This window comes from Streptococcus nidrosiense, assembly GCF_042140045.1.
GTDB lineage: Bacteria > Bacillota > Bacilli > Lactobacillales > Streptococcaceae > Streptococcus > Streptococcus nidrosiense.
In genome coordinates this window covers 816,933-842,850 of the sequence record NZ_CP152419.1, presented here as the reverse complement: position 1 = coordinate 842,850, position 25,918 = coordinate 816,933, and the positions used below count along the sequence as shown (strand labels likewise).

Below are 25,918 nucleotides of genomic sequence, written 5' to 3'. Positions count from 1 at the left end.
GGAAATTATGGGATTTATTCGTGCCGCCCTATCTTCAGGGCTTAATAGCTTCAACGATAGCAAATTTAAAGAAGCGATCGTACTTCCAAATAACCTAACAGCCGATGCTTTGGCCATTAAAGGCCAACTTCTTTCAAAAGATCCAGATGGCAAATCTAGACAAAGCAATCAAAACACTGGACTACTAACAGATGGTAGTGTCGTTATTGTTCCTCAAGGCTATGTCGCTATTCTAGTGAACAACGGTACCTTCCTTGGAGACGTCTTAGAAGCTGGTAGCCACGAATGGCGTTCTGGAGACAATGCCTGGCTTCTTGAAAAAGGTGGCCTAAAGGGTACTTGGGAAAATTTCAAAAACCGCTTCTCATTTGGTGGTCAAGTCATTACCCAACAAGAAATCATCTTTATTCGTATGCAACCCGTTGCCGGAAATAAATTCGGTACACAGAATGCTGTAGAATACTTCAGTGAACGTTATCAACAATTACTTAACATCCGCTTCTACGGCTTATTTGATATCAAAGTTGCTGATCCAGTCCTATTCTATGTCAGCTCCATCAGTCAACAAATTGAAGACCATAAAGCCTTTACATTACAAAATGTAGCTCAAGGAACACTTCGACAAAATATCGCACCAAAGATTGCCATTGCAATTGCTAAATTTACCAATGAAAACAAGGTAGATATCTATAGCCTTAATGCCAATCAAGATACTTTCAATGAGCTAGCAAAACAAGAAGTTAATAAGGTATGGGCAGGACTTTATGGAATTGAAACAACCAACATTCTACTTGAAGATTTGAGCTATGATCAAGAAAGCTTAGATATTGTCCGTAAGCTTGATAGCGAGCTTGTCGCTATGAAGTACAATACGATTGAGATTGAAGAACGTCGTGCTCGTAATGAAGCTCTCATCGCTGCTGCTAACAATGAAGGCAATGGCAATGGTATGAACATGATTATGGGAATGAATCTAGGACAAACACTTGGCGGTCAACTCAACCAACAAGCCCAAACTCAAGCTCCTGTTCAAAATAACGGGCAAACTGCAAGCAAGAACTTTTACATCGAGGTAGACGGTAAGTATGTTCTCGTAACCAAAGATGAAGAAGGAAATATCGTACCAGTCAACTAATTCAAGCTCATCTGATATTTGAGAATTATTGCATTTTATGGTACAATAAAGAGTAAACTATTTATTAAAGAGGTAAAAACATGATTGAAGCAAGTAAACTAAAGGCTGGTATGACTTTTGAAACAGCTGAAGGAAAATTGATCCGCGTTTTGGAAGCTAGCCACCACAAACCAGGTAAAGGAAACACTATCATGCGTATGAAATTGCGTGATGTCCGCACTGGTTCAACTTTTGAAACAAGCTACCGCCCAGAAGAAAAATTTGAGCAAGCGATCATCGAAACAGTTCCAGCTCAATACTTGTACAAAATGGACGACACAGCTTACTTCATGAACACAGAAACTTATGACCAATACGAAATTCCTGTTGTGAATGTTGAAAACGAATTGCTTTACATCCTTGAAAACTCAGATGTAAAAATCCAATTCTACGGAACTGAAGTAATCGGTGTGACTGTACCAACTACTGTTGAATTGACAGTTGCTGAAACACAACCATCTATCAAAGGTGCTACTGTTACAGGTTCTGGTAAACCAGCAACAATGGAAACTGGTCTTGTCGTGAACGTTCCAGACTTCATCGAAGCAGGTCAAAAATTGATTATCAACACTGCAGAAGGAACTTACGTTTCTCGCGCCTAATCTCTAGAAACTAGAAAGAGGTCATTCTATGGGAATTGAAGAACAACTTGGCGAAATCGTCATCGCCCCACGTGTACTTGAAAAAATCATTGCTATTGCAACTGCGAAAGTTGAAGGCGTACACTCTTTTTCAAACAAATCAGTATCTGACACCCTTTCAAAACTTTCTCTTGGTCGTGGCGTATATCTAAAAGAAGCAAACGATGAGCTCACAGCTGATATCTACCTCTACCTAGAGTACGGTGTCAAAGTTCCTAAGGTTGCTATGGCTATCCAGAAAGCTGTTAAGGATGCTGTCCGTAACATGGCTGATGTTGAAATCTCTGCTGTCAACATTCACGTTTCAGGTATCGTTCCAGATAAAACACCAAAACCAGAATTGAAAGACTTATTCGACGAGGACTTCCTCAATGACTAGTCCATTATTAGAATCTAGACGTGAACTACGTAAGTGTGCTTTCCAAGCCTTGATGAGTCTTGAATATGGTTCAGATCTAGAAACTGCTTGTCGCTTCGCCTACACACATGATCGCGAAGATACAGACGTACAACTTCCTAACTTCCTTGTAGAGCTCGTTTCTGGTGTCCAAGCTAAGAAGGATGATCTGGACAAACAAATCACTCAACATTTGAAAACAGGTTGGACCATCGATCGTCTGACTTTGGTAGAAAAGAATTTACTACGCCTAGGAGTTTTTGAAATCACTTCATTTGATACTCCTCAGCTCGTAGCTGTTAACGAAGCTATTGAACTTGCTAAGAGCTTTTCAGATCAAAAGTCAGCCCGTTTCATCAATGGACTCCTTAGTCAATTTGTGACAGAAGAAGATTAAATAATATAGAAAAAGTGTTTGAATCAGATCAAACACTTTTTTCTTTGCCTTCCACTATCTAAAAAAGTGGTAATAGACATAATTATAAACAAATATCCAGATGGGCTTGGCATAAGTGAGAAAGTTGAAAAAACTATGGCAAAGAATTGTGATTTTTAGATTCTTTGTCCAACGGTAGACAAGGGCAAAGAAAAGGCCTCCTAAACTATAAATGATCAAACTGATGGGATCTCGATGGGAAAACACCAAATGACTGATTCCAAAAATAAGAGCTGATAAGATAACATCCAGATAATACCTAGAATTGGGAAAGAAGGTATTCATAAAATACCCTCTATCAACGCTCTCCTCAAATATAGGAGCAACGATAACACTAGATATAAAGTAGAAACTAGTCGCTAAAAAAGTAGGTTGTCCATTTGAATATAAAGTCGAAATAAGGTCTTGAAAAATAAACTTGTTATCAATTAAGTGATGAAACTGTAACTGAAAAGTATTCAACAACTGACGAACAAAATAAGTAGCCACTAGAGCAAATACAAGGTAAAAGAATCTTGACTTCTTCGAGCCCTTTGTTTCAAAAATATAGAGCATCTTTTTCTTTTTTAACCAGTAGACAAACATCACTAAAAGAGTTACTTCCCCAACTGCTGAAATGCTATAATAGCCATCTATCCCCCATCCTAAAAACTTAGTCAGATGAAGACTACTAAACTCTAGTAGATAAACCGAGAGGAATACAAAGAATGTATAGAATCCCAAATGCCCTAGTTTTTTCATACTCACTCCTAAAAAATTAAAATTACCTTGATGGAGGGAAAGATTAACAACCCCCTATTCAGTTTATCAGTTATATACTGATCTAGCACAGCATAAAATCTATAAAAACTTATACTCTTCGAAAATCAAATTCAAACCACGTCAGCTTCACCTTGCCGTATATATGTTACTGACTTCGTCAGTTCTATCTACAACCTCAAAGCAGTGCTTTGAGCAACCTGCGGCTAGCTTCCTAGTTTGCTCTTTGATTTTCATTGAGTATTAATCTATTCTCTGTAGCACTTATAGATTATCATTCCTTATTATAAAATATACATCTTTTTTAAACGACTCTCAGTTCCATCTCCTCAACTGTCAATTTTTAATCCTGAAATGAATTTTTGAGAGAAACCAAAAAGCTAGAACCGTTTTTAGTTCTAGCTTTCTTTTTAATATTTTCTAAAGCGTTGATAACGCTCTTCCAAAAGTTTCTCCAACGGTAATTGTTTTAATTGTTCAATTTCTGTTTGAAGTTCATTTTTCACACGAGCTAGCAGCTCTTTGGCAGAGAGGCCTCTCTCTGAAATAACCTTATCTACGACTTCCATCTCCAAAAGTTCATGTGAAGTGATTTTCATCAACTCAGCTGCTTCCATGGCACGCGTGCCATCTTTCCACAAAATAGAAGCAAAGCCTTCAGGACTGAGAACTGCATAGATAGAGTTTTCTAGCATCCAAACACGGTCAGCCACTGCTAGAGCTAGAGCTCCACCAGAGCCACCTTCTCCGATAATAATGGCGATAATGGGTACTTTGAGGTCGCTCATCTCCATGAGGTTACGAGCAATGGCTTCACCTTGACCACGTTCTTCTGCTCCGACACCAGGATAGGCACCAGCCGTGTTGATAAAGGTTACAACAGGACGACCAAACTTTTCTGCTTGCTTCATCAAACGAAGGGCTTTTCGGTAACCTTCAGGATGAGGTTGACCAAAGTTACGGTTAAGATTATCTTGTAAACTTTTACCTTTTTGGATTCCAACAACAGTCACTGCTTGGTCTCCCAACCAACCGATACCACCAATAATAGCACCATCATCACGGAAGGAGCGATCCCCATGCAACTCAATAAAATCATCAAAAATTCCTGTTGCGAAGTCCAAGGCTGTTAGGCGAGTTTGTTCACGAGCTTCTCTAACGATTTTCGCAATATTCATCAACTCTCCCTCCTATGTAGTCTTACTAATCGAGCAATCGTATCTGGCAATTCTCGCCGTTTAATAATTGCATCTACAAAACCATGTTCCAGTAAAAACTCTGCTTTCTGGAAGTCTTCTGGCAGGTCTTCTCTTACTGTATTTTCAATCACACGGCGTCCAGCAAAACCTACCAAACTTTGGGGTTCTGCCAAGATGATATCCCCTTCCATAGCGAAGGAAGCTGTTACTCCTCCAGTCGTCGGGTCTGTAAGGATTGTCAGATAAAAGAGACCTGCATTGGAATGACGTTTGACTGCGGCAGAGATTTTGGCCATCTGCATCAAGCTCATGATTCCTTCCTGCATGCGTGCTCCGCCAGAAGCTGTAAACAATACGACAGGTAATTTTTCAGCGGTCGCATATTCGAACAAGCGAGTGATTTTCTCACCAACAACTGTCCCCATCGATGCCATGATAAAGTTAGAATCCATAATGCCAAGAGCAACTTTTTCGCCCTTAATCAAAGCAGTTCCAGTAACAACAGCTTCATCAAGACCTGTCTTTTCACGCATCAAAGTCAATTTTTTACGATAGCCTGGAAAATTCAAAGGATCCTGGGTCTCAATCCCTTTAAACATTTCCAAAAACGTCCCCATATCAATGGTTAAAGCTAAACGCTCTTGAGCTGAAATACGGAAGGTATAGCCACAGTGAGGGCATATTCGCTCACTCCCCAAGTCCTTTTGGTAAATCGTATATTTGCAACCTGGACATTGGGAGAAGAGCTCATCTGGAACCTCTGGCTTGATCTGAGGTTGATTTACAGTCGAACGATTGGGATTGATTCGAATATATTTATCTTTTTTACTAAATAGAGCCATACATCCCCCTTTTCAGTCTTATACTATTTTTATACTCAATGAAAATCAAAGAGCAAACTAGGAAGCTAGCCGCAGGTTGCTCAAAGCACTGCTTTGAGGTTGTAGATAAGACTGACGAAGTCAGTCACATATATAATCCAAGGCGAAGCTGACGCGGTTTGAAGAGATTTTCGAAGAGTATTACATTATTCTTTTTCTTGATAGTGTGGTAAGAAAGTTTCCATCAAGAATGAAGTATCGTAGTCCCCTGCTATCACGCGACGATCTGAAATCAGATCAAGTTGGAAATCAGCATTGGTGACCACCCCTTCAATTTCGAGTTCATAAAGAGCTCGTTGCATTTTCATGAGAGCATCAAATCGATTTTCACCATGAACAATAATTTTAGCAATCATACTATCATAGTATGGCGGAATGGTATAACCAGGATAAACTGCTGAGTCCACTCGCAAGCCCACACCACCACTTGGTAGATAAAGATTGGTAATCTTACCTGGACTTGGTGCAAAATTAAAGGCTGGGTTTTCCGCATTGATCCGACATTCAATGGCATGTCCTTTTAGAACAATGTCTTCCTGCTTCAAGGTCAATGGTTGACCTGCTGCGATACGGATTTGTTCCTTGACAATATCCACACCAGATACAAATTCGGTTACTGGATGTTCTACTTGGACACGCGTATTCATCTCCATAAAGTAGAATTTACCAGTCGCTTCATCTAGCAGGAATTCAATGGTACCAGCATTCTCGTAACCAACAGACTCCGCTGCACGAACTGCCGCTGCACCAATTTCATTACGAAGGGTTTTTCCAATAGCAATCGAAGGACTTTCTTCTAAAACCTTTTGGTTATTCCGTTGCAGCGAACAGTCACGTTCACCAAGGTGAATAACATGTCCCATTTGGTCAGCAAGAATCTGTACTTCAATATGGCGAGCAGGATAGATCACACGCTCAAGGTACATAGCTCCATTACCAAAGTTGGCTTTGGCTTCACTAGAGGCTGTTTCAAAGGCTGACACAAGATCTTCTGCTTTTTCAACCTTACGAATCCCTTTACCACCACCTCCAGCTGAAGCTTTCAGCATAACTGGATAACCAATTTTTTCGGCAATAGAGAGGGCCTCTTCTGCTGTATGGACTTCTCCATCTGATCCTGGAATGACAGGCACGTTTGCCTTAATCATTTGAGCACGGGCGTTAATTTTATCTCCCATGACATCCATGACACGAGCTGATGGTCCGATAAATTTGATACCAACTTCTTCACACATGGTTGCAAACTTGGAATTTTCACTTAAAAAACCAAATCCAGGGTGAATAGCTTCAGCTTCAGTCAAGACCGCAGCTGATAGGATGGCATTGATGTTCAGATAAGATTCTGTAGCCTTCCCAGGGCCGATACAGATAGCCTCATCAGCCAAAAGCGTGTGGAGAGCTTCCTTGTCAGCAGTCGAATAGACAGCGACTGTTGCAATTCCTAATTCTCGTGCCGCACGAATAATACGAACAGCGATTTCACCACGATTGGCAATTAAAATCTTACGAAACATGGAAAACCTCCCTAGTTTCCAATAGCAAAGGTTAGAGTACCGCTTGCTGCAAGCTTACCATCTACTTCTGCCTTCGCTTCTACTACGGCGATTGTGCCACGACGTTTGACAAAAGTTGCTGTCATGACAAGCTGATCACCAGGAACAACTTGTTTTTTAAATTTAACTTTGTCCATACCAGCGTAGAAGACCAGCTTCCCTTTGTTCTCAGGTTTTAATAATTCCAAAACACCTGCTGTTTGTGCCAAAGCTTCCATGATCAAGACACCTGGCATCACAGGGTAGGCTGGAAAGTGTCCGTTGAAGAAAGGTTCGTTAATCGTTACATTTTTAATAGCAACAATTGTATCTTCACTAACTTCCAAAACACGATCCACTAAGAGCATAGGATAGCGGTGAGGCAAAGCTTCTTTAATTCCTTGAATATCAATCATTTGATACGTACCAAGCCTTTCCCAAACTCAACCATTTCTTCATTTTCAACTAGAATTTCTGTTACAACACCATCTTTAGGTGCTGGAATTTCGTTCATAACTTTCATGGCTTCGATGATGACCAAGGTTTGACCTTTTTTAACAGTATCACCGACTGAAACAAAATTAGGTTTGTCTGGTCCAGCAGCCAAGTAAGCAACTCCGACAAGTGGACTCTCTACTAGATCTCCTTCAGCTACAGATTCAGTAACATTTGATTCTGAAACTGCTTCTACAGCTGGTGTTGAAGTTGGAGCTTGAGGTGCAACTGTAGGTGCAGTTGCTGAAACCACAGGTTGAGGTGCTGGACTTGCTTCTGCAACAAGTTTTGCTTCATTCTTGCTGAAGAGCAACTCATCCGTTCCATTTTTATAAGAAAATTCTCTCAAGCTCGACTGGTCAAACTGCGCCATCAAGTCTTTGATTTCATTTAAATTCATCTTTACTTATTCTCCCAACGTTTGAAAGCAAGAACTGCATTATGCCCACCAAATCCAAAAGTGTTTGAGATAGCATAAGGAATTTCACGTTCCAAGCCTTGTCCATAAATAACATTTGCTTCAATGTAGTCTGATAATTCTGTTGTTCCAGCTGTCATTGGAACATAGTTGTTACGAATTGCTTCAATTGTTGCAATGGCTTCAACTGCACCTGCTGCACCGAGCAAGTGTCCTGTAAATGACTTAGTTGAAGATACAGGTACTTCCTTACCAAGAACAGCTACAATCGCTCCACTTTCTCCCTTTTCATTAGCAGGAGTTGATGTACCGTGAGCATTGACATAAGCTACTTGGTCTGGTGTGATTTCAGCTTCCTCCAAGGCAAGTTTGATAGCCTTAATAGCACCTTGACCTTCTGGATGTGGTGAAGTCATATGGTAGGCATCACAAGTATTTCCATAACCAACAACTTCAGCTAAGATAGTTGCTCCACGTTTTTCTGCGTGCTCTAGACTTTCAAGTACCAACATACCTGATCCTTCACCCATGACAAATCCATTACGGTCTTTATCAAACGGAATAGAAGCACGAGTTGGATCTTCCGTTGTTGAAAGAGCTGTTAAGGCTTGGAAACCAGCAATCGCAAATGGAGTAATAGATGATTCTGAACCACCAACCAACATGATGTCTTGGAAACCAAACTTGATAGAACGGAAGGCATCTCCGATAGCATCATTTGATGAAGCACAAGCTGTATTGATAGATTTACAGATACCATTTGCCCCAAAGCGCATAGCAACATTTCCTGCAGCCATATTTGGCAAGGCTTTTGGAAGTGTCAATGGTTTTACACGTTTTGGTCCCTTATCATGAAGTCGAAGCACTTGATCTTCGATTTCTTTAATCCCACCGATACCTGATGCAACGATGACACCAAAGCGGTCTCTATCAAGAGTCTCTACATCAAGATTAGCATTGTTCACTGCTTCTTGAGCTGCATACAAGGCATACAAAGAATAGTCATCAAAACGATTGGTATCTTTTTTTACAAAGTATTTATCAAACGGAAAATCCTGGATCTCTGCCGCATTATGAACGTCAAAAGCACTGTGATCAAATTTGGTGATTTCACCAATTCCAATCTTTCCATTTTTAAGACTGTTCCAAAATTCTTCTGGTGTGTTCCCAATTGGAGATGTCAATCCATAACCTGTTACTACTACACGATTTAGTTTCATTTTCATACCTCTATTTTAACTCTTATTGCATGGTTAGTCCACCATCAATTGCAATGACCTGTCCCGTTAGATAATCCTGACTTGCAAGAAAGACTGTCACCTCTGCGACCTGCTCTGCTTGGCCAAATTGTTTCATCGGAATTTGTGCTAACATGGCATCTTTGACCTTATCAGATAGAACTGCTGTCATATCTGATTCAATCATTCCTGGAGCAATGGCATTGACACGCACATTGCGATTAGCAACCTCACGTGCTACTGATTTAGTAAATCCAATCAAACCAGCTTTGGATGCGGCGTAGTTGGCTTGACCGATATTTCCCATGAGACCAACAACACTAGACATATTGATGATAGCACCTTCGCGAGCTTTTATCATCGGTTTCAAGACTGATTGTGTCATATTGAAAGCCCCTGTCAAATTGACTTTCAAGACCTTCTCAAAATCTTCTTCTGTCATCTTGAGCATGAGAGTATCTTGAGTAATCCCAGCATTATTCACTAGGACATCAACTGAACCCAGCTCTTCAATGGCTTGGTCTACCATACGTTTTGCGTCCGCAAAATCAGAAACATCACCAGAAATAGCAAGAACCTTCACCCCGTATGGTTTAAATTCGGCTAGAAGCTCCTCGGAGATTTCACCACGACTATTCAAGACAACGTTAGCTCCCAAGCTAGCAAATTTATGAGCAATGGCTAGACCAATTCCTCGACTTGAGCCTGTAATAAAGACATTTTTCTGTTCTAGTTTCATTTTTCTCCTTTCAGAACTTCTACCACATTAGTCTAATTTTCCAAGAGTGCTTGTAGACTTGCTTGATCTTCCACATTAGCAAGTTGAGCCGTTTTATCAATTTTTTTGACAAATCCTGACAAGACTTTACCAGGGCCAACTTCGATAAAACGAGTGACACCCGCTTCTTGCATGACTGCAATACTTTCATAAAAACGGACAGGTTCCTTAACTTGACGAGTAAAGAGTTCTGCTATACGTTCTTTTTCCATGACCTTTGCTTCTGTATTGCCAACAAGTGGACAAGCAAAGTCAGAAAATTCAACTTCTGTCAGGGCTTGAGCTAATTTTTGACTAGCAGATTCCAATAAAGCTGTATGGAAAGGTCCAGAAACATTTAGAGGAATCAAGCGTTTTGCTCCCGCTTCTTGCAAAAGTTCAACTGCACGATCTACTGCAGCTACCTCCCCACCAATAACAATCTGGCTTGGAGTATTGTAGTTAGCTGGAGTTACAACACCAAGTTGAGAAGCTTCTTGACAAGCTTTTTCAATCACTTCAACCGGTGTATTGAGGACAGCTACCATTTTCCCTGATCCTGCTGGTGCTGCTTCTTCCATATAAGACCCACGTTTAGCAACTAGAGCTACTGCATCTTCAAAATCCAAGGCACCACTAGCTACCAGGGCAGAATATTCTCCAAGAGATAAACCTGCCACCATATCAGGCTGATAACCTTTCTCCTTTAGTAGTCGGTAAATAGCAACGGACGTAGCTAAAATAGCTGGTTGCGTGTAACGAGTCTGATTTAGCTTTGTTTCATCATTATCAATCAAGTCACGAAGGTCATACCCCAAGACTTGGCTAGCTTGGTCGATTGTTTCCTTGACGATAGCATATTGGTCGTATAGCTCACGTCCCATTCCTAGGTACTGGGCTCCTTGACCTGCAAATAGAAAGGCTATTTTAGTCATTTCTTGTAACTCCTGCCCAACGAGCAGCTTCTGCTTGAATCTTTTCAGCTGCACCGTAGTAAATATCTTTTAAGATTTCTTCAACAGTTTCTTCTTTCGAAACCAGACCTGCAATCTGACCAGCCATAACAGATCCACCATCCACATCTCCGTGAACAACAGCCTTAGCTAAGGCTCCTGCGCCCATTTGTTCAAAGATTTCTAAATCTGGATTTTCTTGTTTGAAGGCATCTTTTTCAGCTTGTTCGAAATCACGAGTCAATTTGTTTTTAATGGCACGAACTGCGTGTCCAAAATGTTGTGCTGAGATCGTTGTGTCAATATCACGAGCTTTTAAAATTTTAGCTTTATAGTTTGGATGAGCATTTGATTCTTTAGCAACTACAAAACGAGTTCCTACTTGCACAGCTTCTGCACCAAGCATAAATCCAGCTGCAGCTCCCTCACCGTCTGCAATACCACCAGCAGCGATAACAGGAATTGAAACAGCAGCTGCAACTTGACGAACCAAGGTCATAGTTGTTAGTTTACCGATGTGTCCACCTGCTTCCATACCTTCTGCAATAACAGCGTCTGCACCGATTTTTTCCATGCGTTTAGCTAAAGCAACACTAGGAACTACAGGAATAACGGTGATTCCCGCTTCATGGAATCGCTCCATGTATTTACTTGGGTTTCCTGCGCCAGTTGTGACTACCTTAACCCCTTCTTCAATGACGAGGTCAACAATATCATCAACAAATGGAGACAGAAGCATAATGTTGACACCAAAAGGCTTGTCTGTTAAAGATTTAATCTTATCGATATTAGCCTTAACCACTTCTTTAGGAGCATTTCCTCCACCGATGATACCTAGACCACCTGCTTTTGAAACAGCTCCAGCAAGGTCACCATCTGCAACCCAGGCCATTCCACCTTGGAAGATAGGATATTTAATATTCAATAATTCTGTAATACGTGTTTTCATAGTGCCTCCATATGTCTTGCTTACGTAATAGTTCGACTACATTATAATTTGACAGTCAAACTATTACCTAAACAAGAGGGAGCGGGTCCCCCCTACTCCTTCTTCATTTATTTTAATTATTTTGTTTGCTCTTCAACGTAAGCAACCAAATCACCAACTGTTTTCAAGTTGTCTTCAGCTTCGATTTGGATATCAAAAGCGTCTTCGATTTCTGAAATTACTTGGAACAAGTCCAATGAATCTGCATCCAAATCATCAAAAGTAGATTCAAGTGTTACTTCTGATGCGTCTTTCCCAAGTTCTTCAACGATAATTTCTTGTACTTTTTCAAATACTGCCATGATAGACTCCTTTAAAATAAATAGTTTTTATAACAATGTGTTCACCACATGATTACCTAAATTGTAACAATAAGCGTGCCCCATGTCAAACCTCCACCGAAGCCTGACAAGAGAATATTTTGGCTACCATCCAAACGAATGAGCCCTTCCTCTACACACTCTGAAAGTAGGATCGGAATACTTGCCGCACTGGTATTTCCATACTTGGTCATATTGGCAGGAAGCTTGTCTCGATCTACACCGATCTTTCTAGCCATCTTATCTAGAATGCGGATATTAGCTTGATGAAGCAAGAGATAGTCTAGTTCTTCTGCCGAAAGAGGACTCTCTTCTATGGTATGTTTTATAGACTTAGCAACATCTCGAATCGCAAAATCAAAAACTGCTCGGCCATCCATTCTCAAGAAAGCATCGGACTTTTCTTGATTTGAAAATGGTGAAGTTAAACCAGTCTGTCCAAAGGTCAAACACTCACTACGCGAACCATCGCTATTGAGACTCTCCGCTAGGAAATGTGTCTCTTCGCTTGCTTCTAACAAGATGCCCCCAGCTCCATCTCCAAATAGGACAGCAGTTGAGCGATCCGACCAGTCTAAAGCTTTTGACATAGTTTCACTACCGATAACTAGACCCTTACGATAGGCTCCTGAAGAGATAAACTTCTCTGCAGTTGATAGGGCAAAGATAAAGCCACTACAGGCAGCTGTTAAGTCATAGGCAAAAGCCTTGTGAGCGCCGATTTTAGCCTGAACACGAGCGGCTGTTGAAGGCATCATCGAGTCAGGTGTCATCGTAGCTAGAATGATAAAATCCAACTCTTCAGCAGAAATCCCTGACTTCTCTAGGAGTTGTTTTGCAACTGCCGTTGCCAAATCTCCAGTTGATTCTGTCTTAGAAATGCGACGTTCCTTAATCCCAGTTCGACTTGAAATCCATTCATCACTCGTATCCATAACCTGAGCTAAATCCTCATTTGTGATAATCTGCTCTGGTACATAATGAGCAACCTGGCTTATTTTTGCAAAAGCCATTATTTCAAATCCTCCAAAAATTGATAAAGATTGGTCAAACCTTTACTCATGACGTCCATTTCCTCTGGGCTCATGCCTTCGATAATTCTTTCGACCATGGCCTTGTGGAAACGTTTATGGAGACGATGTACGAGTCGACCTTTCTTAGTCAAATGCAGATGTACTACACGACGATCCTGATCTGAACGTAAGCGTTCAATGTAACCTTTTCGTTCCAAGTTATTCAAGCTAGTTGTCACTGTTCCTAGAGTTACCATCAGCTCTTTGGACACTTGACTTGGTGTCACATCTGGAAACTTACCAATCACATCAATCGTGTGCATTTCCTTGATAGAGATGTCCTTGAAACGACTACCTCGCAAACTTACTTCCTCAATCACCAGGACGTTATTAAAAATAGATGTTAAATAGTCATTGATCCGTTGGTAGTCCAATTCTCTTCCCTCCCTTATCAAAAAAGTTTAACTATCAAAACATTTGACAAAAAAAGTATATCAAACTTCAAAGAATTGTGCAAGTATTTTTTTATTTTCCGATAAATTTTGGACGTCTTCTCTCAGAATGTGCACGAACACCTTCTTTGAAATCCTCCGTATAAGATAGAGATTTTTGCAATTCCAGTTCTAGCTGTGCGTACTCGTGCCACTGCTTAAACTCGCTCTCCCAGACTAACTTCTTAACAGCAGCATAGGAGTTAGAAGAACCTCGTCTCAACTTCTTCAATAGTTGCTCTCTTGTCTTTTCTAATTGATCACTAGCACAAAGACGGTAGACAGCTCCAGCTTCCAGTGCTTTTTCTGCTGTGAAAGCTTCTCCCGTCATAGCTAATTGCGTTGCCCGAGTCGCACCAAGTGATCGTGTAAGCAAGAATAAACCTCCCGCATCTGGAGCCAAGCCCACACCTACAAAGGCCTGGATGAATTTAGCTTTGTCAGAAGCAATACAGAAATCAACTGCTAAAGCCATATTAGCCGCTGCCCCAGCAACTGCTCCATCCACCTCCATAATGACTGGTTTTGGAATTTGTTTAATCTTATAGGAAATCGTATTTACTAACTCCGCGATTTGGGTGAGGGAGGCAATATCATCCTCATCGACAGCACGTTTCATTTCTACTAAATCCCCTCCAACGGAGAAGACTTTGCCAGCAGCATTAATGAGAACAAACGAAACCGAAGCATCTTTTTCAGCCAATTCCAATGCTTCTAGAATTTCTTGACACATAGGAATATGAAAACCATTGGCCACCTCAGGACGATTTAAAGTTAGTATCGCTAAATCGTCTTGAACTTGATAGAGAATATGATTCATAACCACTCCTTTAAATTTACAACGAAAATTAAATTATTTTATTTTCAAATTATATCTTTTTTTGATTTATTAAACAAGAGAAAAATCGACCAAAAGTGTATCGGCCGATTTTAAAAACTTAGTTTGGTCTCTAAAAATAAAGGTAAACCAGTACTTGTATCATCCATGAAATCATAAATGACTTCAAGCATCCGCCCTCCTTCTCTCTGATAGAGCTGTTCTTTGTTGAATCCTTTATGGTAGAATTCTCCTGAAACCATGTAAAAAATACGATTGGGATCTTCTAGGTAGGCAAAAAGATTCCCTGTAAAAGGAGCTTCCTTATCCCCGTCCTTGTTGACCAGACTTGCAGCTAAGAGTTTCGTGATTCCTCTAAATTGTCCACTTTCATCTGTTCGACAGTAAAACTTGACTCTAGCTTCATAGTTAGGATTGACGATAACCTTTTCAGAGAGAATTCGATAAGTCCTTGACTTACTATCTGACAAGCTGATAGATAAGATAATTTTAGCCCTCTCAACTGATATCTGACCTTCCTGAGCATACTCAATCGCTAATTCTTCTCCGGTCAAACGACCACTGGGAAGAGGATGAGAAGTTGCTCCGATACTTGTAGGAATCATCAGGAATGTAAGAAATAGTATTAAACAAAACACTCTTTTAATCATCTTGCTCAACTCCTTTATATGTGAAGAGTTTTCCCCCTACACCTTTATTATAAGCTTTCCTGATGAGATGTTCAAACAATTATATAGGACATTTTCCAGATTGAAAAAAGCCCCTCTTTCTGCTATAATCGTATAAAATACTTACTTTAGGAGTTCTTATGAAGGTTGTAAAATTTGGTGGAAGCTCACTTGCCTCTGCTAGTCAGTTAGAAAAAGTTTTAAATATTGTCAAAAGTGACCCAGAACGTCGTTTTGTGGTTGTATCTGCCCCTGGTAAACGCGATTCCGGAGACACTAAGGTTACAGATGCCTTGATTAAATACTACCGCGACTATGTAGCTGGAAACGACATTAGCAAAAGCCAAAACTGGATCATTAATCGCTATGCTGCTATGGTTAGCGAATTAGGTCTTAAACCAGCCGTTTTAGATAAAATTTCAAAAAGCATTCGCTCTCTGGCTACTCTTCCAATTGAAGATAATAAGTTTCTCTATGATACCTTTCTAGCAGCTGGAGAAAATAACAATGCCAAATTGATTGCAGCCTACTTTAACCAAAATGGCTTGGAAGCGCGTTATGTTCATCCTAGAGAAGCTGGTATCGTTGTGACAAGCGAACCTGGAAATGCACGTATCATCCCATCAAGTTACGATAAAATCGAGGAATTGACAAATTCAACTGAAGTTCTTGTTATCCCTGGTTTCTTCGGTGTTACTAAAGAAGATCAAATTTGTACCTTCTCACGTGGGGGATCAGATATTACTGGTTCCATCATCGCTGCTGGTGTCAAGGCTGACCTCTATGAAAACTTTACTGATGTAGACGGAATCTTTGCAGCTCACCCTGGTATTATCCATAAGCCACACTCTATCCCAGAATTGACCTACCGTGAAATGCGTGAATTGGCCTATGCAGGATTCTCTGTACTACACGATGAAGCACTTCTACCAGCCTACCGTGGGAAAATTCCTCTGGTTATCAAAAATACCAACAATCCTGAGCATCCAGGTACTCGTATCGTTCTAAAACACAGTAGTGATGAATTTCCAGTTGTAGGAATTGCTGGGGATTCTGGCTTTGTCAGCATCAATATGTCTAAATATCTCATGAACCGCGAAATCGGTTTTGGTCGTAAAGTTCTTCAGATTCTTGAGGACCTTAATATTGGTTGGGAACACATGCCAACTGGTATCGATGACCTGTCTATCATTTTACGTTCACGAGAATTGACTCCGATTAAGGAAGAAGAAATCCTTCGTCAGTTAGTTCAAAAAGCAGAGGTAGACCACGCTGAAATCGAACACGACCTCTCTATCATTATGATTGTTGGGGAAAAAATGAAGCGTCATATCGGGGTAACTGCTACAGCCACTCGTGCCTTATCTGAGAACAACATCAACATCCAAATGATGTCACAAGGTTCTAGTGAAGTTTCTATCATGTTTGTTGTCCATAAAGACCAAGAAAAAGCCGCTCTTAAAGCTCTCTACCAAGCATTTTTCGGTGAAAATAAGGAAGACTAAACATGGCACAATCCCTCAACAAGGTCGTCGACTTGCAAACAACTGGAACCTCCTATCTCTCCATTACAGGAAAGGTTGGAAAATTTCTGGTTGGAGATCATGCGCTAGAATTTTACGCAGATCGTAATGTCGAGGACTATATTCAAATCCCATGGTCCAGCGTTAACCAAATTGGAGCCAATGTTTCAGGTCGCAAGGTTAGTCGGCATTTTGAAGTCTTTACAGATCAAGGAAAATTTCTCTTCGCCTCAAAAGACTCTGGAAAAATCCTTAAGATTGCTCGTGAAAAATTGGGAAATGACAAGGTTGTCAAACTTCCCACCTTACTCCAAATCATTGGTAAAAAAATAAAAAATCTATTTGCAAAAAAATAGAAAGTTTAGTATAATCATAGCAACGGATAAGTAGGTTACTTCCTTCTTTCAGAAAGTCTGCGGGTGCTGCGAGCAGATAGGAGGGGTAGGTGAAATTCTACCGTTGTTTTAAATCAAATACAGAATCAAGTGCACACCTGTGAAGTTGGATGGAACCGTGGCCCTGCCACTCCAACGCTTTGTCAGGTGTGCTTTTTTCATAAAGGAGTATATATGTTAGATATCAAACGTATTCGTACAGACTTTGAAGCTGTCGCAGAAAAACTAGCTACACGTGGTGTAGATGCTGCTATCTTGAATGAGATGAAAGAAATCGACGCTAAACGTCGTGACATCTTGGTTAAGGTTGAAACCCTCAAAGCAGAGCGTAACACGGTTTCTGCTGAAATTGCTCAAGCTAAGCGCAATAAAGAAAATGCAGATGATAAGATTGCAGCTATGCAAACCCTATCTGCAGAGGTCAAAGCTCTCGATGCTGAGTTGGCAGAAATTGATGCTAAATTAACAGAATTTACCACTACTCTTCCAAACATCCCTGCTGATAGTGTTCCTATCGGTGCTGACGAAGATGATAACGTAGAAGTTCGCCGTTGGGGAACTCCTCGCGAGTTTGATTTCGAACCGAAAGCTCACTGGGATCTTGGCGAAGACCTCGGTATTCTTGACTGGGAACGTGGTGGAAAAGTCACTGGAGCTCGCTTCCTCTTCTATAAAGGCCTCGGAGCTCGCTTGGAACGTGCCATCTACAACTTTATGCTAGATGAGCATGGTAAGGAAGGTTATACTGAAGTCATCACACCTTACATGGTTAACCATGACTCTATGTTCGGTACAGGACAATATCCAAAATTCAAAGAAGATACGTTTGAATTGAAAGATACGAACTACGTCCTCATTCCTACAGCTGAAGTTCCTCTGACCAACTACTATCGTGATGAAATTCTTGATGGAAAAGACTTACCAATCTACTTTACTGCTATGAGCCCATCATTCCGTTCTGAAGCTGGTTCAGCTGGTCGTGATACTCGTGGTTTGATTCGTTTGCACCAATTCCACAAGGTAGAAATGGTGAAATTTGCCAAACCTGAAGAGTCATACGAAGAACTAGAAAAGATGACAGCCAACGCTGAAAACATCCTTCAAAAACTCAACCTTCCATACCGTGTGGTTGCTCTCTCTACTGGAGATATGGGCTTCTCTGCTGCTAAGACTTATGACTTGGAAGTATGGATCCCTGCGCAAAATACCTACCGTGAAATCTCAAGCTGTTCAAATACAGAAGATTTCCAAGCTCGTCGTGCCCAAATCCGTTACCGTGATGAAGCCGATGGTAAGGTTAAACTTCTTCATACTTTGAATGGTTCTGGACTTGCTGTTGGACGTACAGTCGCTGCTATCCTTGAAAACTATCAAAACGAAGATGGTTCTGTGACCATTCCAGAAGTTCTTCGTCCATACATGGGTGGAGCTGAAGTTATCAAACCATAATTAATAGATGTAAAAAGAGGAGGCTGAGCTTCCTCTTTTTGAGTAATTCAAAAGAAACAGGTAGAAATCTTTCATTCTACCTGTTTTTATTTATTTCTTAGTAGCCACCCATCATTGATGGATCCATAGCTGGCGCTGGTGCAGCGGGTTCTGGTTTGTTAGCTACGACTGCTTCTGTCGTTAGAATCAAACTTGCTACTGAAGCTGCGTTCTGAAGGGCTGAACGGCTAACCTTAACAGGATCGATAATTCCTGCTTCAATCATGTTGACCCATTCACCTGTTGCAGCATTGAAGCCTGTTCCAAGCTCTGCATTTTTCAAACGATCGATTACGATTGAACCTTCATAACCTGCATTGTAGGCAATTTGACGAACTGGCTCTTCTAAGGCACGAAGCACGATGTTGCGCCCTGTCGCTTCATCACCTTCTAACTCCAAGGCCGCAACAGCAGAGATAACATTAACAAGAGCAGTACCACCTCCGGCAACGATACCTTCCTCAACGGCTGCACGAGTCGCATTGAGGGCGTCTTCGATGCGGAGTTTCATTTCTTTCAATTCTGTTTCAGTCGCAGCTCCGACCTTGATAACTGCAACTCCACCTGACAACTTAGCCAAGCGTTCTTGGAGTTTTTCACGGTCAAATTCTGAAGTTGTTGTTTCAATTTGTGATTTGATGACAGCAACACGGTTAGAAATTGCTTCAGGATTACCTGCACCTTCTACAATGACTGTACTATCTTTATCAACAGACACTTTAGCTGCTTGACCAAGCGCTTCGATAGTAGCATCTTTCAATTCAAGACCAAGATCTTCTGTGATAACAGTTCCGCCTGTCAAAATCGCGATGTCTTCCAACATAGCCTTACGACGGTCACCGAATCCTGGTGCCTTAACAGCAACTACGTTGAAAGTTCCACGAATCTTATTCAAGACAAGCGTTGGGAGGGCTTCACCGTCAACATCATCTGCAATAATCAAGAGTGGACGACTGCTTTGAAGGATGCTTTCTAGTAGTGGCAAGATTTCTTGGATATTTGAAATCTTCTTATCTGTAATCAAAATGTATGGATTTTCAAGGTCTGCAACCATTTTTTCATTGTCAGTGACCATGTACTGTGATAGATAACCACGGTCAAATTGCATTCCTTCTACAACTTCAAGCTCTGTTTCCATCCCACGTGATTCTTCAATGGTGATGACTCCATCCTTACCAACTTTTTCCATGGCTTCAGAGATGTACTCACCTACTTTTTCAGAGCGAGAGGATACGGCAGCGACTTGTGCAATAGCTTCCTTGCTTGATACTGGAATAGCATTGTTCTTCAAGGCTTCTACAGCTGAAGAAACCGCTGCTTCAATTCCACGACGGATACCGATTGGGTTTGCTCCAGCAGTAACGTTTTTGATTCCTTCACGAACAATAGCTTGGGTCAATACTGTTGCAGTAGTTGTCCCGTCACCAGCGATATCATTGGTTTTAGAAGCCACTTCTGACACCAATTTGGCACCCATATTTTCAAAATGGTCTTCTAGTTCGATTTCTTTAGCGATGGTTACACCATCATTGGTAATCAATGGTGAGCCGAATGATTTTTCAAGAACTACGTTACGTCCTTTAGGCCCCAAGGTTACTTTAACTGTATCAGCTAGGATATCAACACCACGGACCATTGCTGAACGTGCATCAGATGAAAATTTAATCTCTTTTGACATACTTATTTCCTCCTCTTATTCTTCAACGATTGCTAAGATGTTAGCTTCACCCACGATGACATATTTTTCGTCACCATCTTTGACCTCGATACCTGCATGAGCTTCGACTAAAACTTGATCTCCAACTTTTACACTTGGAGCGACTAGTTCACCGCTCAAGGTACGAACACCTTGTCCTGTAGCCACTACTTTAGCTGTTTTTGTTTTTTCTTGAGCTGATCCTGCAAGGACAAAGCCTCCAACAGTTTGTTCTTTTTCTTCAATTTTCAAGACCACGCGGTCTCCTAATGGTTTCAACATCTGCTTTCCTCCATAAGATAATCATATTGTTAGCACTCTTTACGTATGAGTGCTAAACCATAGTTCTATTGTATCACTTAGTCAGAAATAGTCAAGAAAAAAACACCTCAAAAATGAATGAGATGTTCCTTTAATATTAATTGAGAATCGTCAATTTTTGATTGAAATCATTGATAACCTTTTGGAGATTGATCCGCCCTTGGTAGATACCATATCCAAAAACCACCATTCCCAATATTCCAACCAAGGCAAGTAAAATTCCGAAAAGTAAGAGTGGGAGGAAGCTTTTATGAAAGAGATAAATTAAGACCATACCTATACTGGCAATGATAAAGAGTAAGCTAAACCAACGGCCAAGATTTTCAATCATATGACGTTGATACTTAATTTCTGTTTCATATCCATTAACAAGTTCTTGTTTTGTAACCATGAGGATCCTCCTGACAAAAATTGAGAATGAAGGGTAAGAGAAGGAGGTTAGTCTACTTCATTCTCAAAATTCTCTACTAGTAAATATGTGCTTTTCTTGAGCTTAGTAATTAAGATGTGGGTCAAAGATACCTAGAGCAACACCGACCAAAGCGACAACAACTAGAAGCAACATTACTTTGTTTGGTGAAACTTTTTTCTTAGACATTAACCACCAGCAAATAGTGATGAAAGTTGCTGTCAAGAGACCTGGATAAACACCATCAATCTTTTCTTGGATATTTAAGAAGACTTTTCCTTCAGAATTCTCGAATTGAAGAGCTGTTGTAACAGATACCCAAGTTGCTGCTACCGCACCGATAACCATACCGCCGACAACGCTGATTGCTTTACGAAGGGCTTGTCCTTTTGGTCCTACAAGGAATTCAACGGCTTTATCCCCTAATTGATACCCTTTAAAGAAGGCAAAGCGCATACCAAAGTATACTAAGAGGTTCCATACGACGATGTAGAAGATAGCACCAGCGATGTTACCACCTTTAGAGAGACCGAGGGCAATCCCCAAAAGAACTGGAATCAAGGTCCCAACGACCAATGAGTCACCGATACCAGCGATTGGACCCATCAAACCGGCACGCATACCATTGATGGTTTCACCATCTACTGCATCTCCGTTTGCGCGCGCTTCTTCCAAACCAGCTGTAATCCCTACAACGAGAGAGCCAAGTTGTGGTTCAGTATTGAAGAAGGCAGTATAGGTTTGCATAGCGTCTTTTTGTTCTTCTTTTGTATCATACATTTCTTCTACGATTGGAAGCATAGAAGTCAAGTACCCGAAGGTTTGCATGTGTTCTTGAGAGAAACAAGTCAAATGGCCATAATACCAATGATGAAATGCTTTTGCTAATGTTTTCTTTGAAATTTTCTTTCTATCAGCCATTTTAAATATCCTCCTCATCATCGTCTACGTAAACAACCCCAGCCGGAGCAGCTTTCATAGATTTAATCACTTCAAGTTCATAGTAGATTACTGCAAAGATCAATGAAACAACTGCACTAGCTACCAAGTTCAAGCCGAGAGATTTAGCCAAGGTAAATCCAACAAAGAATGGAATGAAGTCAGTTGCTTTTGTAACAATTTGTTTCAACAAGATAGCAATACCAACACATGGGAGAAGGGCTCCAACTGTAAAGAGGGCTTTCATCCAGAAACCATCCATAGGAAGGTAAAGTTTCATCAAATCAACCATGTTTTCACCATATTTGGTGATAATCATAGTTGGAAGGAAAGAGAAGAGGAAGTGAGAAATCCAAGGATAAACCCAGTCAACTGCGTAGAGTTTTTTGAAGTTTCCTTCTTCAACGGCTTTCCAACCAATGTGTTGCCAAAGCAAGTTCATTGTAGCTGTACCGTAGAAAAGAACAGTACCGATTGTCCCAACGGCTGCACCGATTGGGGCTGCAGCTGCGGCAATTCCAGCTTCGTCTGTGATGTGATTTGCATGCACAAACAAGATAGCAAGAGGAACACCGATATAAGAGATGGCACGAACATCGGCAGATACGGTTCCACCAGGTGTTACCAAGGCGATATAAACGACTTGAAGGGCAACCCCGACCATAATACCAGTTGTCACATCTCCAAGAATTAAACCTGAAATCAACCCACCGATCAAGGGACGACCGAGTGTATAGTTCCCGATACTGGAACCTCCCATACCAGGCATTGAAGACAAGCTGGCGAAAACAGCAAGCAAGATTGCTTGAATCCATGAAATTGTCATAACAAACGCTCCTTATGTTTGTAAATTTATTTACCTAACTAATAAAACTGTTCGGTTTAAAAACCAAATTTAGATTTGAAATCATCCCAGTAACCAATTGAAACATCCGGCAACAATTGGAATTTAACCTTGTAACCTGCTGCCTGAATAGCCTGAAAGGCTTCTGCTTCTTCCTGAGTGATGGATTGGTTATTGCCCAATTTCACTGCACCAGGTCTATCATTTGCAGGGCCAACGATGATTTCTTTAACATCTCCTGGGACAAAACCTTGATCCACCAAAATTTCCTTCATATCGATTGGGTTTTTGGTAATCAAGAAGTACCGACTGTCAGATTCCGTTACTTTTGCTGACTTTTCTTTAAAGGCTTCTTTTGTCCATACAAAGGTTTTCTTGTCTGATGCGCCTTTGTAAGCTTGGATCAAAACCTTGTTTGATGCTGCTGCATCGTTTACGGCAATCAAACCATCACATGGTTTTTCTTTTGCCCAGCGTGTGACTGTTTGACCGTGAATCATGCGGTCATCAATCCGTACAAATGTTACTACCATAAGGTACCTCCCTATTAAATATCGTCATCATCTTCTTCAGCACTAGTGGCTGAAACTTCAAAAGGTTGTAGTGCAGATTTTGCTTCTGATAAGATAGTTGCTGACAAATCGTCTCCATCCAACACATCCTTCATCACAACTGCTGTCAAGGCCATGGTCAGGTTCATCCCACCAAGGATCAAAGCTCCATCTAGCTTTCCGACTTCTTCTAGGACAGTGGTTGCCGTGGTTAATGGACTACCACCTACAATGTCTGCCAAGACCAGCACAGAATCATCTGCTGTCAATTCTGAAATGCTCTCTCTAAAATCAACTGCAAAGTCATCGACCGATTTTCCTTCTTTAAGTCCAACTGCGATGACCTGATTCATCTTGTCACCAGCAAACATAGCTAGCGATGTTTTTAGTCCTTCTGCCAATCCACCATGACTGACTAAAATGAGATATTTCATTTTGCTACACCTCCTTTATTTGACTCTATTGTAGAATATTTGGAAGCGCTTTTACATTGTCAAATGTCACATGATAAACATGACATTTAGCAACAAAAAAATGACATCTGTCACTTGACACAATGTCATCTTATTTTTCTTTAAACTCCTACCTGAAGACTACTTTCAATTTCCCTCTGAATTTGAGGCAAGCGGTTCTCGACATCTTGATCGCGCAAAGCATTGCCAATCAAGTAGTCCAGCTTTTCCAACATTTCTTTAGAGACATTCTTGGGACTACTTTCAACAGCTTGTTCCATGATACGATTCAAGGTCTGATTGGTCAAGGAATCCGTGCCAAAATCATCTACCTGTAGAAGATCTTTACTAGATTGACTTTGGACCACCTGTGGCATAACGGAAATCCCTTGAGATTGAGCAAAGAGGAGTTGTTGAATTTCTGGATCTTCTGTCAACAATTGCATCAATTCCCAAGCTAACTTGGAATGAGGAGTCCGAGCAGACATGGCAAAAGAAGTCGTCGTAACCAAAGTCGCCTTGGTAGTTTTTGACTTAGCAGGCATAGGGATACAGGTCCAGGTGAAGTTTGAATATTTTGAAACATGGTAAGGATAAGGTTTATAGGTTCTATATTGAGCCAAAGTCATGGGATAAAAAGCGACTTTCCCCTGGTCAAAATCTTTGGAACTCACCTTATAGTTCTTATTCAACTCTTCCAATTTTTGTAAAAAAGTCAATGATTCTTTGACTTCTGGAGCCGTAAGTTTGAGCATCCCTCCTTGAAAAAGACTACCCCCATTTGCTGCCAAAGCTTCTTTCCAGGTATATTCTGTACTCCCAAACTGATCCAATTGACCATCTCCATTGGTATCTTTGGTTAGTTTTTTACAAATTGTATAGAACTCTTCCAAGCTCCAACCTTCCTTGGGAACCTCAATGCCTTCTTTGTCCAGCAAATCTTTATTGACACACATCAAAATAGGATTACTTTCATAAGGTAATGCATAGGATTGCCCCTGATAGACACCTGATTCAAATGCAACAGGATAAAAAGCAGCTTGGTCTTCTTGATTCATATAGCCATTTAACTTTTCTAGAACGCCACGCGCCGCCAATAAGGACAGATCTTGCTCAGATACCATAAACACATCCGGCGTCTTTCCTGAAACAATCTTTTCTGAGAGCCAGTCTGAATAATCCGACTGTGGAATCCCATTTTCATATTCCACACGGACATTAGGATGGGACTTTTCAAATTTTTGAATCGCAAGATCCAAAGCATGGGAGCGTTGACTGGTCGGTACATCCCAACTAGATCCTGCATAAACGCCTATATGGAGCACGATCGGTTGTTGTTTCCACCAATAAAAACCAGTACTCAAAGAGAGCACAAAAAGGAGAACGATTCCCCAACAAAGATGCTTTCGGTTTAATTTCATTCCGTATTTCCTTTTGAAAAATCGCGTCTAGTAACTCCTGTTTGAACTGACCAAATTGCTAATTGCGTTCGATCTCTTAGGTTTAATTTCGCCAAAATCGTTGATAGGTAATTGCGCACAGTTCCTTCTGATAAGAAGAGTTTTGCAGCAATTTCTTTGTTTGACTCGCCATAACCGACTTCTTGAATAATTCGCCATTCTGTCGTGCTCAAATCCTTGACGTTGTCCTCATCCACAGCAATAGAGAAATTCGATTTGGCCATTTGAGAGAAGATCTGAAAGACCTTGCTTGCGATATTGGGATTGATCATAGCTCCACCCTGATGCACCACCTTAATAGCCTCATAGAGCTCTTCTGTAGAGGCTCCCTTTAAGAGATATCCTGAAGCACCATACTTGAGTGCACTATAGATAAATTCATCATCGTCAAAAGTTGTTAAAATAATAATTTTGATATCCGGAAAGTGTTCTTTTACTTCTTTTGTAGCCAAAACCCCATCCATGCCCGGCATCCGAATATCCATCAGGATCAGATCCGGATGCGTCTGTGGAATGCTGGACAAGACATGATTCCCATCTTCCACTGTAGCTACCACTTCGATGTCAGAGTGAGCCGACAAAATAATTTTCAAAGATTCTCGAATCAAGGCTTGGTCATCTGCCACCATTACTTTTATCACC

At 40.9% G+C, this 25,918-nt stretch carries 31 protein-coding genes; 7 read left to right on the top strand and 24 right to left on the bottom strand.

Features of this window, described 5'->3' with window-relative positions; genetic code table 11:
* Window positions 1–7: 7 nt before the first annotated feature.
* The 4 genes from AAFQ93_RS04085 to nusB all read left to right on the top strand — a co-directional run bounded on the left by AAFQ93_RS04085 (window position 8) and on the right by nusB (window position 2,609).
* A complete protein-coding gene (locus AAFQ93_RS04085; RefSeq protein WP_045763690.1) occupies window positions 8–1,135 on the top strand; it encodes an SPFH domain-containing protein in 1,128 nt (375 codons plus the stop codon).
* An 80-nt stretch (window positions 1,136–1,215) separates the two neighbouring features.
* Window positions 1,216–1,776 carry an elongation factor P gene (efp, locus tag AAFQ93_RS04080; protein ID WP_000568646.1) on the top strand — a complete coding sequence of 187 codons (561 nt, stop codon included), beginning with the start codon at window positions 1,216–1,218 and terminating at the stop codon, window positions 1,774–1,776.
* Between the two features lie 28 nt (window positions 1,777–1,804).
* On the top strand, window positions 1,805–2,194 hold the full coding sequence (locus AAFQ93_RS04075) for an Asp23/Gls24 family envelope stress response protein (RefSeq protein ID WP_000510582.1): 390 nt from the start codon (window positions 1,805–1,807) through the stop codon (window positions 2,192–2,194).
* Entirely contained in the window at window positions 2,187–2,609 is a 423-nt protein-coding gene (nusB, locus tag AAFQ93_RS04070) for a transcription antitermination factor NusB (protein WP_000203647.1), read from the top strand. Before AAFQ93_RS04075 ends, nusB begins: the two co-directional genes overlap by 8 nt.
* 54 nt (window positions 2,610–2,663) lie before the next feature.
* Here the strand turns inward: nusB and AAFQ93_RS04065 are convergent, their stop codons facing one another.
* From AAFQ93_RS04065 to AAFQ93_RS03995, 15 genes are all read right to left on the bottom strand, one after another.
* A complete protein-coding gene (locus tag AAFQ93_RS04065) occupies window positions 2,664–3,389 on the bottom strand; it encodes a type II CAAX endopeptidase family protein (protein WP_223140613.1) in 726 nt (241 codons plus the stop codon).
* A 428-nt stretch (window positions 3,390–3,817) separates the two neighbouring features.
* Window positions 3,818–4,585, bottom strand: coding sequence for an acetyl-CoA carboxylase carboxyl transferase subunit alpha (locus AAFQ93_RS04060; RefSeq protein ID WP_223140612.1), 768 nt, complete (start codon window positions 4,583–4,585; stop codon window positions 3,818–3,820).
* Window positions 4,585–5,448, bottom strand: a complete 864-nt coding sequence (accD, locus tag AAFQ93_RS04055; protein WP_049503080.1) for an acetyl-CoA carboxylase, carboxyltransferase subunit beta — start codon at window positions 5,446–5,448, stop codon at window positions 4,585–4,587. The genes AAFQ93_RS04060 and accD overlap by 1 nt, the downstream gene beginning before the upstream one ends.
* A gap of 185 nt (window positions 5,449–5,633) precedes the next feature.
* Complete coding sequence (gene accC, locus AAFQ93_RS04050) at window positions 5,634–7,001, bottom strand: acetyl-CoA carboxylase biotin carboxylase subunit (RefSeq protein ID WP_375555682.1); 1,368 nt, start codon at window positions 6,999–7,001, stop codon at window positions 5,634–5,636.
* 11 nt (window positions 7,002–7,012) lie between these two features.
* Entirely contained in the window at window positions 7,013–7,435 is a 423-nt protein-coding gene (gene fabZ, locus AAFQ93_RS04045) for a 3-hydroxyacyl-ACP dehydratase FabZ (RefSeq protein WP_373114962.1), read from the bottom strand.
* Entirely contained in the window at window positions 7,432–7,914 is a 483-nt protein-coding gene (gene accB / locus AAFQ93_RS04040) for an acetyl-CoA carboxylase biotin carboxyl carrier protein (protein ID WP_375555681.1), read from the bottom strand. The genes fabZ and accB overlap by 4 nt, the downstream gene beginning before the upstream one ends.
* A gap of 2 nt (window positions 7,915–7,916) precedes the next feature.
* Window positions 7,917–9,152, bottom strand: coding sequence for a beta-ketoacyl-ACP synthase II (fabF, locus tag AAFQ93_RS04035; RefSeq protein ID WP_045763683.1), 1,236 nt, complete (start codon window positions 9,150–9,152; stop codon window positions 7,917–7,919).
* 22 nt (window positions 9,153–9,174) lie between these two features.
* On the bottom strand, window positions 9,175–9,909 hold the full coding sequence (gene fabG / locus AAFQ93_RS04030) for a 3-oxoacyl-[acyl-carrier-protein] reductase (protein ID WP_045763682.1): 735 nt from the start codon (window positions 9,907–9,909) through the stop codon (window positions 9,175–9,177).
* Between the two features lie 32 nt (window positions 9,910–9,941).
* Window positions 9,942–10,862 carry an ACP S-malonyltransferase gene (fabD, locus tag AAFQ93_RS04025; RefSeq protein ID WP_375555680.1) on the bottom strand — a complete coding sequence of 307 codons (921 nt, stop codon included), beginning with the start codon at window positions 10,860–10,862 and terminating at the stop codon, window positions 9,942–9,944.
* Window positions 10,855–11,829, bottom strand: coding sequence for an enoyl-[acyl-carrier-protein] reductase FabK (fabK, locus tag AAFQ93_RS04020; RefSeq protein ID WP_045763680.1), 975 nt, complete (start codon window positions 11,827–11,829; stop codon window positions 10,855–10,857). Before fabK ends, fabD begins: the two co-directional genes overlap by 8 nt.
* 116 nt (window positions 11,830–11,945) lie before the next feature.
* Complete coding sequence (locus AAFQ93_RS04015; protein WP_000257840.1) at window positions 11,946–12,170, bottom strand: acyl carrier protein; 225 nt, start codon at window positions 12,168–12,170, stop codon at window positions 11,946–11,948.
* A 56-nt stretch (window positions 12,171–12,226) separates the two neighbouring features.
* The gene (locus tag AAFQ93_RS04010) at window positions 12,227–13,201 is read right to left on the bottom strand and encodes a beta-ketoacyl-ACP synthase III (RefSeq protein ID WP_223140607.1); all 975 of its coding nucleotides are present in this window, start codon (window positions 13,199–13,201) and stop codon (window positions 12,227–12,229) included.
* A complete protein-coding gene (locus AAFQ93_RS04005; RefSeq protein ID WP_000386343.1) occupies window positions 13,201–13,635 on the bottom strand; it encodes a MarR family winged helix-turn-helix transcriptional regulator in 435 nt (144 codons plus the stop codon). The genes AAFQ93_RS04010 and AAFQ93_RS04005 overlap by 1 nt, the downstream gene beginning before the upstream one ends.
* A gap of 91 nt (window positions 13,636–13,726) precedes the next feature.
* Window positions 13,727–14,512 (bottom strand): enoyl-CoA hydratase, encoded by a 786-nt coding sequence (locus tag AAFQ93_RS04000; RefSeq protein ID WP_223140606.1) that lies wholly within the window; start codon window positions 14,510–14,512, stop codon window positions 13,727–13,729.
* A gap of 110 nt (window positions 14,513–14,622) precedes the next feature.
* On the bottom strand, window positions 14,623–15,135 hold the full coding sequence (locus AAFQ93_RS03995) for a hypothetical protein (protein WP_375555679.1): 513 nt from the start codon (window positions 15,133–15,135) through the stop codon (window positions 14,623–14,625).
* A gap of 203 nt (window positions 15,136–15,338) precedes the next feature.
* Here AAFQ93_RS03995 and AAFQ93_RS03990 point away from each other — a divergent pair, with 203 nt between their 5' ends.
* The 3 genes from AAFQ93_RS03990 to serS all read left to right on the top strand — a co-directional run bounded on the left by AAFQ93_RS03990 (window position 15,339) and on the right by serS (window position 18,565).
* Window positions 15,339–16,703, top strand: coding sequence for an aspartate kinase (locus tag AAFQ93_RS03990; RefSeq protein ID WP_375555678.1), 1,365 nt, complete (start codon window positions 15,339–15,341; stop codon window positions 16,701–16,703).
* A 2-nt stretch (window positions 16,704–16,705) separates the two neighbouring features.
* Window positions 16,706–17,077, top strand: a complete 372-nt coding sequence (locus tag AAFQ93_RS03985; protein WP_375555677.1) for a DUF956 family protein — start codon at window positions 16,706–16,708, stop codon at window positions 17,075–17,077.
* 213 nt (window positions 17,078–17,290) lie between these two features.
* Window positions 17,291–18,565 carry a serine--tRNA ligase gene (gene serS / locus AAFQ93_RS03980; RefSeq protein WP_375555676.1) on the top strand — a complete coding sequence of 425 codons (1,275 nt, stop codon included), beginning with the start codon at window positions 17,291–17,293 and terminating at the stop codon, window positions 18,563–18,565.
* A gap of 97 nt (window positions 18,566–18,662) precedes the next feature.
* Here the strand turns inward: serS and groL are convergent, their stop codons facing one another.
* The 9 genes from groL to AAFQ93_RS03935 form a co-directional block, all read right to left on the bottom strand.
* Window positions 18,663–20,282: a chaperonin GroEL gene (gene groL, locus AAFQ93_RS03975; protein ID WP_375555675.1), complete on the bottom strand. Its 1,620-nt coding sequence runs from the start codon at window positions 20,280–20,282 to the stop codon at window positions 18,663–18,665.
* A gap of 15 nt (window positions 20,283–20,297) precedes the next feature.
* On the bottom strand, window positions 20,298–20,582 hold the full coding sequence (gene groES, locus AAFQ93_RS03970) for a co-chaperone GroES (protein ID WP_045763672.1): 285 nt from the start codon (window positions 20,580–20,582) through the stop codon (window positions 20,298–20,300).
* Between the two features lie 136 nt (window positions 20,583–20,718).
* Window positions 20,719–21,012 (bottom strand): DUF202 domain-containing protein, encoded by a 294-nt coding sequence (locus AAFQ93_RS03965; protein ID WP_375555674.1) that lies wholly within the window; start codon window positions 21,010–21,012, stop codon window positions 20,719–20,721.
* A gap of 102 nt (window positions 21,013–21,114) precedes the next feature.
* Complete coding sequence (locus AAFQ93_RS03960) at window positions 21,115–21,969, bottom strand: PTS system mannose/fructose/sorbose family transporter subunit IID (protein WP_033586897.1); 855 nt, start codon at window positions 21,967–21,969, stop codon at window positions 21,115–21,117.
* A complete protein-coding gene (locus AAFQ93_RS03955) occupies window positions 21,953–22,795 on the bottom strand; it encodes a PTS sugar transporter subunit IIC (protein WP_006151610.1) in 843 nt (280 codons plus the stop codon). The genes AAFQ93_RS03960 and AAFQ93_RS03955 overlap by 17 nt, the downstream gene beginning before the upstream one ends.
* 56 nt (window positions 22,796–22,851) lie before the next feature.
* The gene (locus tag AAFQ93_RS03950; protein WP_000261775.1) at window positions 22,852–23,346 is read right to left on the bottom strand and encodes a PTS sugar transporter subunit IIB; all 495 of its coding nucleotides are present in this window, start codon (window positions 23,344–23,346) and stop codon (window positions 22,852–22,854) included.
* A 14-nt stretch (window positions 23,347–23,360) separates the two neighbouring features.
* The gene (locus tag AAFQ93_RS03945; RefSeq protein WP_061862697.1) at window positions 23,361–23,798 is read right to left on the bottom strand and encodes a PTS sugar transporter subunit IIA; all 438 of its coding nucleotides are present in this window, start codon (window positions 23,796–23,798) and stop codon (window positions 23,361–23,363) included.
* Window positions 23,799–23,938: 140 nt separating this feature from the next.
* Window positions 23,939–25,237, bottom strand: coding sequence for an extracellular solute-binding protein (locus AAFQ93_RS03940; RefSeq protein WP_375555673.1), 1,299 nt, complete (start codon window positions 25,235–25,237; stop codon window positions 23,939–23,941).
* Window positions 25,234–25,917: a response regulator transcription factor gene (locus AAFQ93_RS03935; RefSeq protein ID WP_025171300.1), complete on the bottom strand. Its 684-nt coding sequence runs from the start codon at window positions 25,915–25,917 to the stop codon at window positions 25,234–25,236. Before AAFQ93_RS03935 ends, AAFQ93_RS03940 begins: the two co-directional genes overlap by 4 nt.
* Window position 25,918: the final 1 nt, after the last annotated feature.

Coding starts and splice junctions, on each gene's coding strand:
- fabD (WP_375555680.1), bottom strand. CDS start 10,862: ATGACTAAAATAGCCTTTCTATTTGCAGGTCAAGGAGCCCAGTACCTA.
- AAFQ93_RS04010 (WP_223140607.1), bottom strand. CDS start 13,201: ATGGCTTTTGCAAAAATAAGCCAGGTTGCTCATTATGTACCAGAGCAG.
- fabZ (WP_373114962.1), bottom strand. CDS start 7,435: ATGATTGATATTCAAGGAATTAAAGAAGCTTTGCCTCACCGCTATCCT.
- AAFQ93_RS04015 (WP_000257840.1), bottom strand. CDS start 12,170: ATGGCAGTATTTGAAAAAGTACAAGAAATTATCGTTGAAGAACTTGGG.
- AAFQ93_RS04000 (WP_223140606.1), bottom strand. CDS start 14,512: ATGAATCATATTCTCTATCAAGTTCAAGACGATTTAGCGATACTAACT.
- AAFQ93_RS03985 (WP_375555677.1), top strand. CDS start 16,706: ATGGCACAATCCCTCAACAAGGTCGTCGACTTGCAAACAACTGGAACC.
- AAFQ93_RS03965 (WP_375555674.1), bottom strand. CDS start 21,012: ATGGTTACAAAACAAGAACTTGTTAATGGATATGAAACAGAAATTAAG.
- groES (WP_045763672.1), bottom strand. CDS start 20,582: ATGTTGAAACCATTAGGAGACCGCGTGGTCTTGAAAATTGAAGAAAAA.
- fabG (WP_045763682.1), bottom strand. CDS start 9,909: ATGAAACTAGAACAGAAAAATGTCTTTATTACAGGCTCAAGTCGAGGA.
- serS (WP_375555676.1), top strand. CDS start 17,291: ATGTTAGATATCAAACGTATTCGTACAGACTTTGAAGCTGTCGCAGAA.
- accC (WP_375555682.1), bottom strand. CDS start 7,001: ATGTTTCGTAAGATTTTAATTGCCAATCGTGGTGAAATCGCTGTTCGT.
- fabF (WP_045763683.1), bottom strand. CDS start 9,152: ATGAAACTAAATCGTGTAGTAGTAACAGGTTATGGATTGACATCTCCA.
- accD (WP_049503080.1), bottom strand. CDS start 5,448: ATGGCTCTATTTAGTAAAAAAGATAAATATATTCGAATCAATCCCAAT.
- AAFQ93_RS03995 (WP_375555679.1), bottom strand. CDS start 15,135: ATGATTCCTACAAGTATCGGAGCAACTTCTCATCCTCTTCCCAGTGGT.
- AAFQ93_RS03960 (WP_033586897.1), bottom strand. CDS start 21,969: ATGAGGAGGATATTTAAAATGGCTGATAGAAAGAAAATTTCAAAGAAA.
- AAFQ93_RS04065 (WP_223140613.1), bottom strand. CDS start 3,389: ATGAAAAAACTAGGGCATTTGGGATTCTATACATTCTTTGTATTCCTC.
- AAFQ93_RS04085 (WP_045763690.1), top strand. CDS start 8: ATGGGATTTATTCGTGCCGCCCTATCTTCAGGGCTTAATAGCTTCAAC.
- nusB (WP_000203647.1), top strand. CDS start 2,187: ATGACTAGTCCATTATTAGAATCTAGACGTGAACTACGTAAGTGTGCT.
- AAFQ93_RS03940 (WP_375555673.1), bottom strand. CDS start 25,237: ATGAAATTAAACCGAAAGCATCTTTGTTGGGGAATCGTTCTCCTTTTT.
- AAFQ93_RS04060 (WP_223140612.1), bottom strand. CDS start 4,585: ATGAATATTGCGAAAATCGTTAGAGAAGCTCGTGAACAAACTCGCCTA.
- AAFQ93_RS04075 (WP_000510582.1), top strand. CDS start 1,805: ATGGGAATTGAAGAACAACTTGGCGAAATCGTCATCGCCCCACGTGTA.
- AAFQ93_RS03955 (WP_006151610.1), bottom strand. CDS start 22,795: ATGACAATTTCATGGATTCAAGCAATCTTGCTTGCTGTTTTCGCCAGC.
- groL (WP_375555675.1), bottom strand. CDS start 20,282: ATGTCAAAAGAGATTAAATTTTCATCTGATGCACGTTCAGCAATGGTC.
- AAFQ93_RS03945 (WP_061862697.1), bottom strand. CDS start 23,798: ATGAAATATCTCATTTTAGTCAGTCATGGTGGATTGGCAGAAGGACTA.
- fabK (WP_045763680.1), bottom strand. CDS start 11,829: ATGAAAACACGTATTACAGAATTATTGAATATTAAATATCCTATCTTC.
- accB (WP_375555681.1), bottom strand. CDS start 7,914: ATGAATTTAAATGAAATCAAAGACTTGATGGCGCAGTTTGACCAGTCG.
- AAFQ93_RS03950 (WP_000261775.1), bottom strand. CDS start 23,346: ATGGTAGTAACATTTGTACGGATTGATGACCGCATGATTCACGGTCAA.
- efp (WP_000568646.1), top strand. CDS start 1,216: ATGATTGAAGCAAGTAAACTAAAGGCTGGTATGACTTTTGAAACAGCT.
- AAFQ93_RS03990 (WP_375555678.1), top strand. CDS start 15,339: ATGAAGGTTGTAAAATTTGGTGGAAGCTCACTTGCCTCTGCTAGTCAG.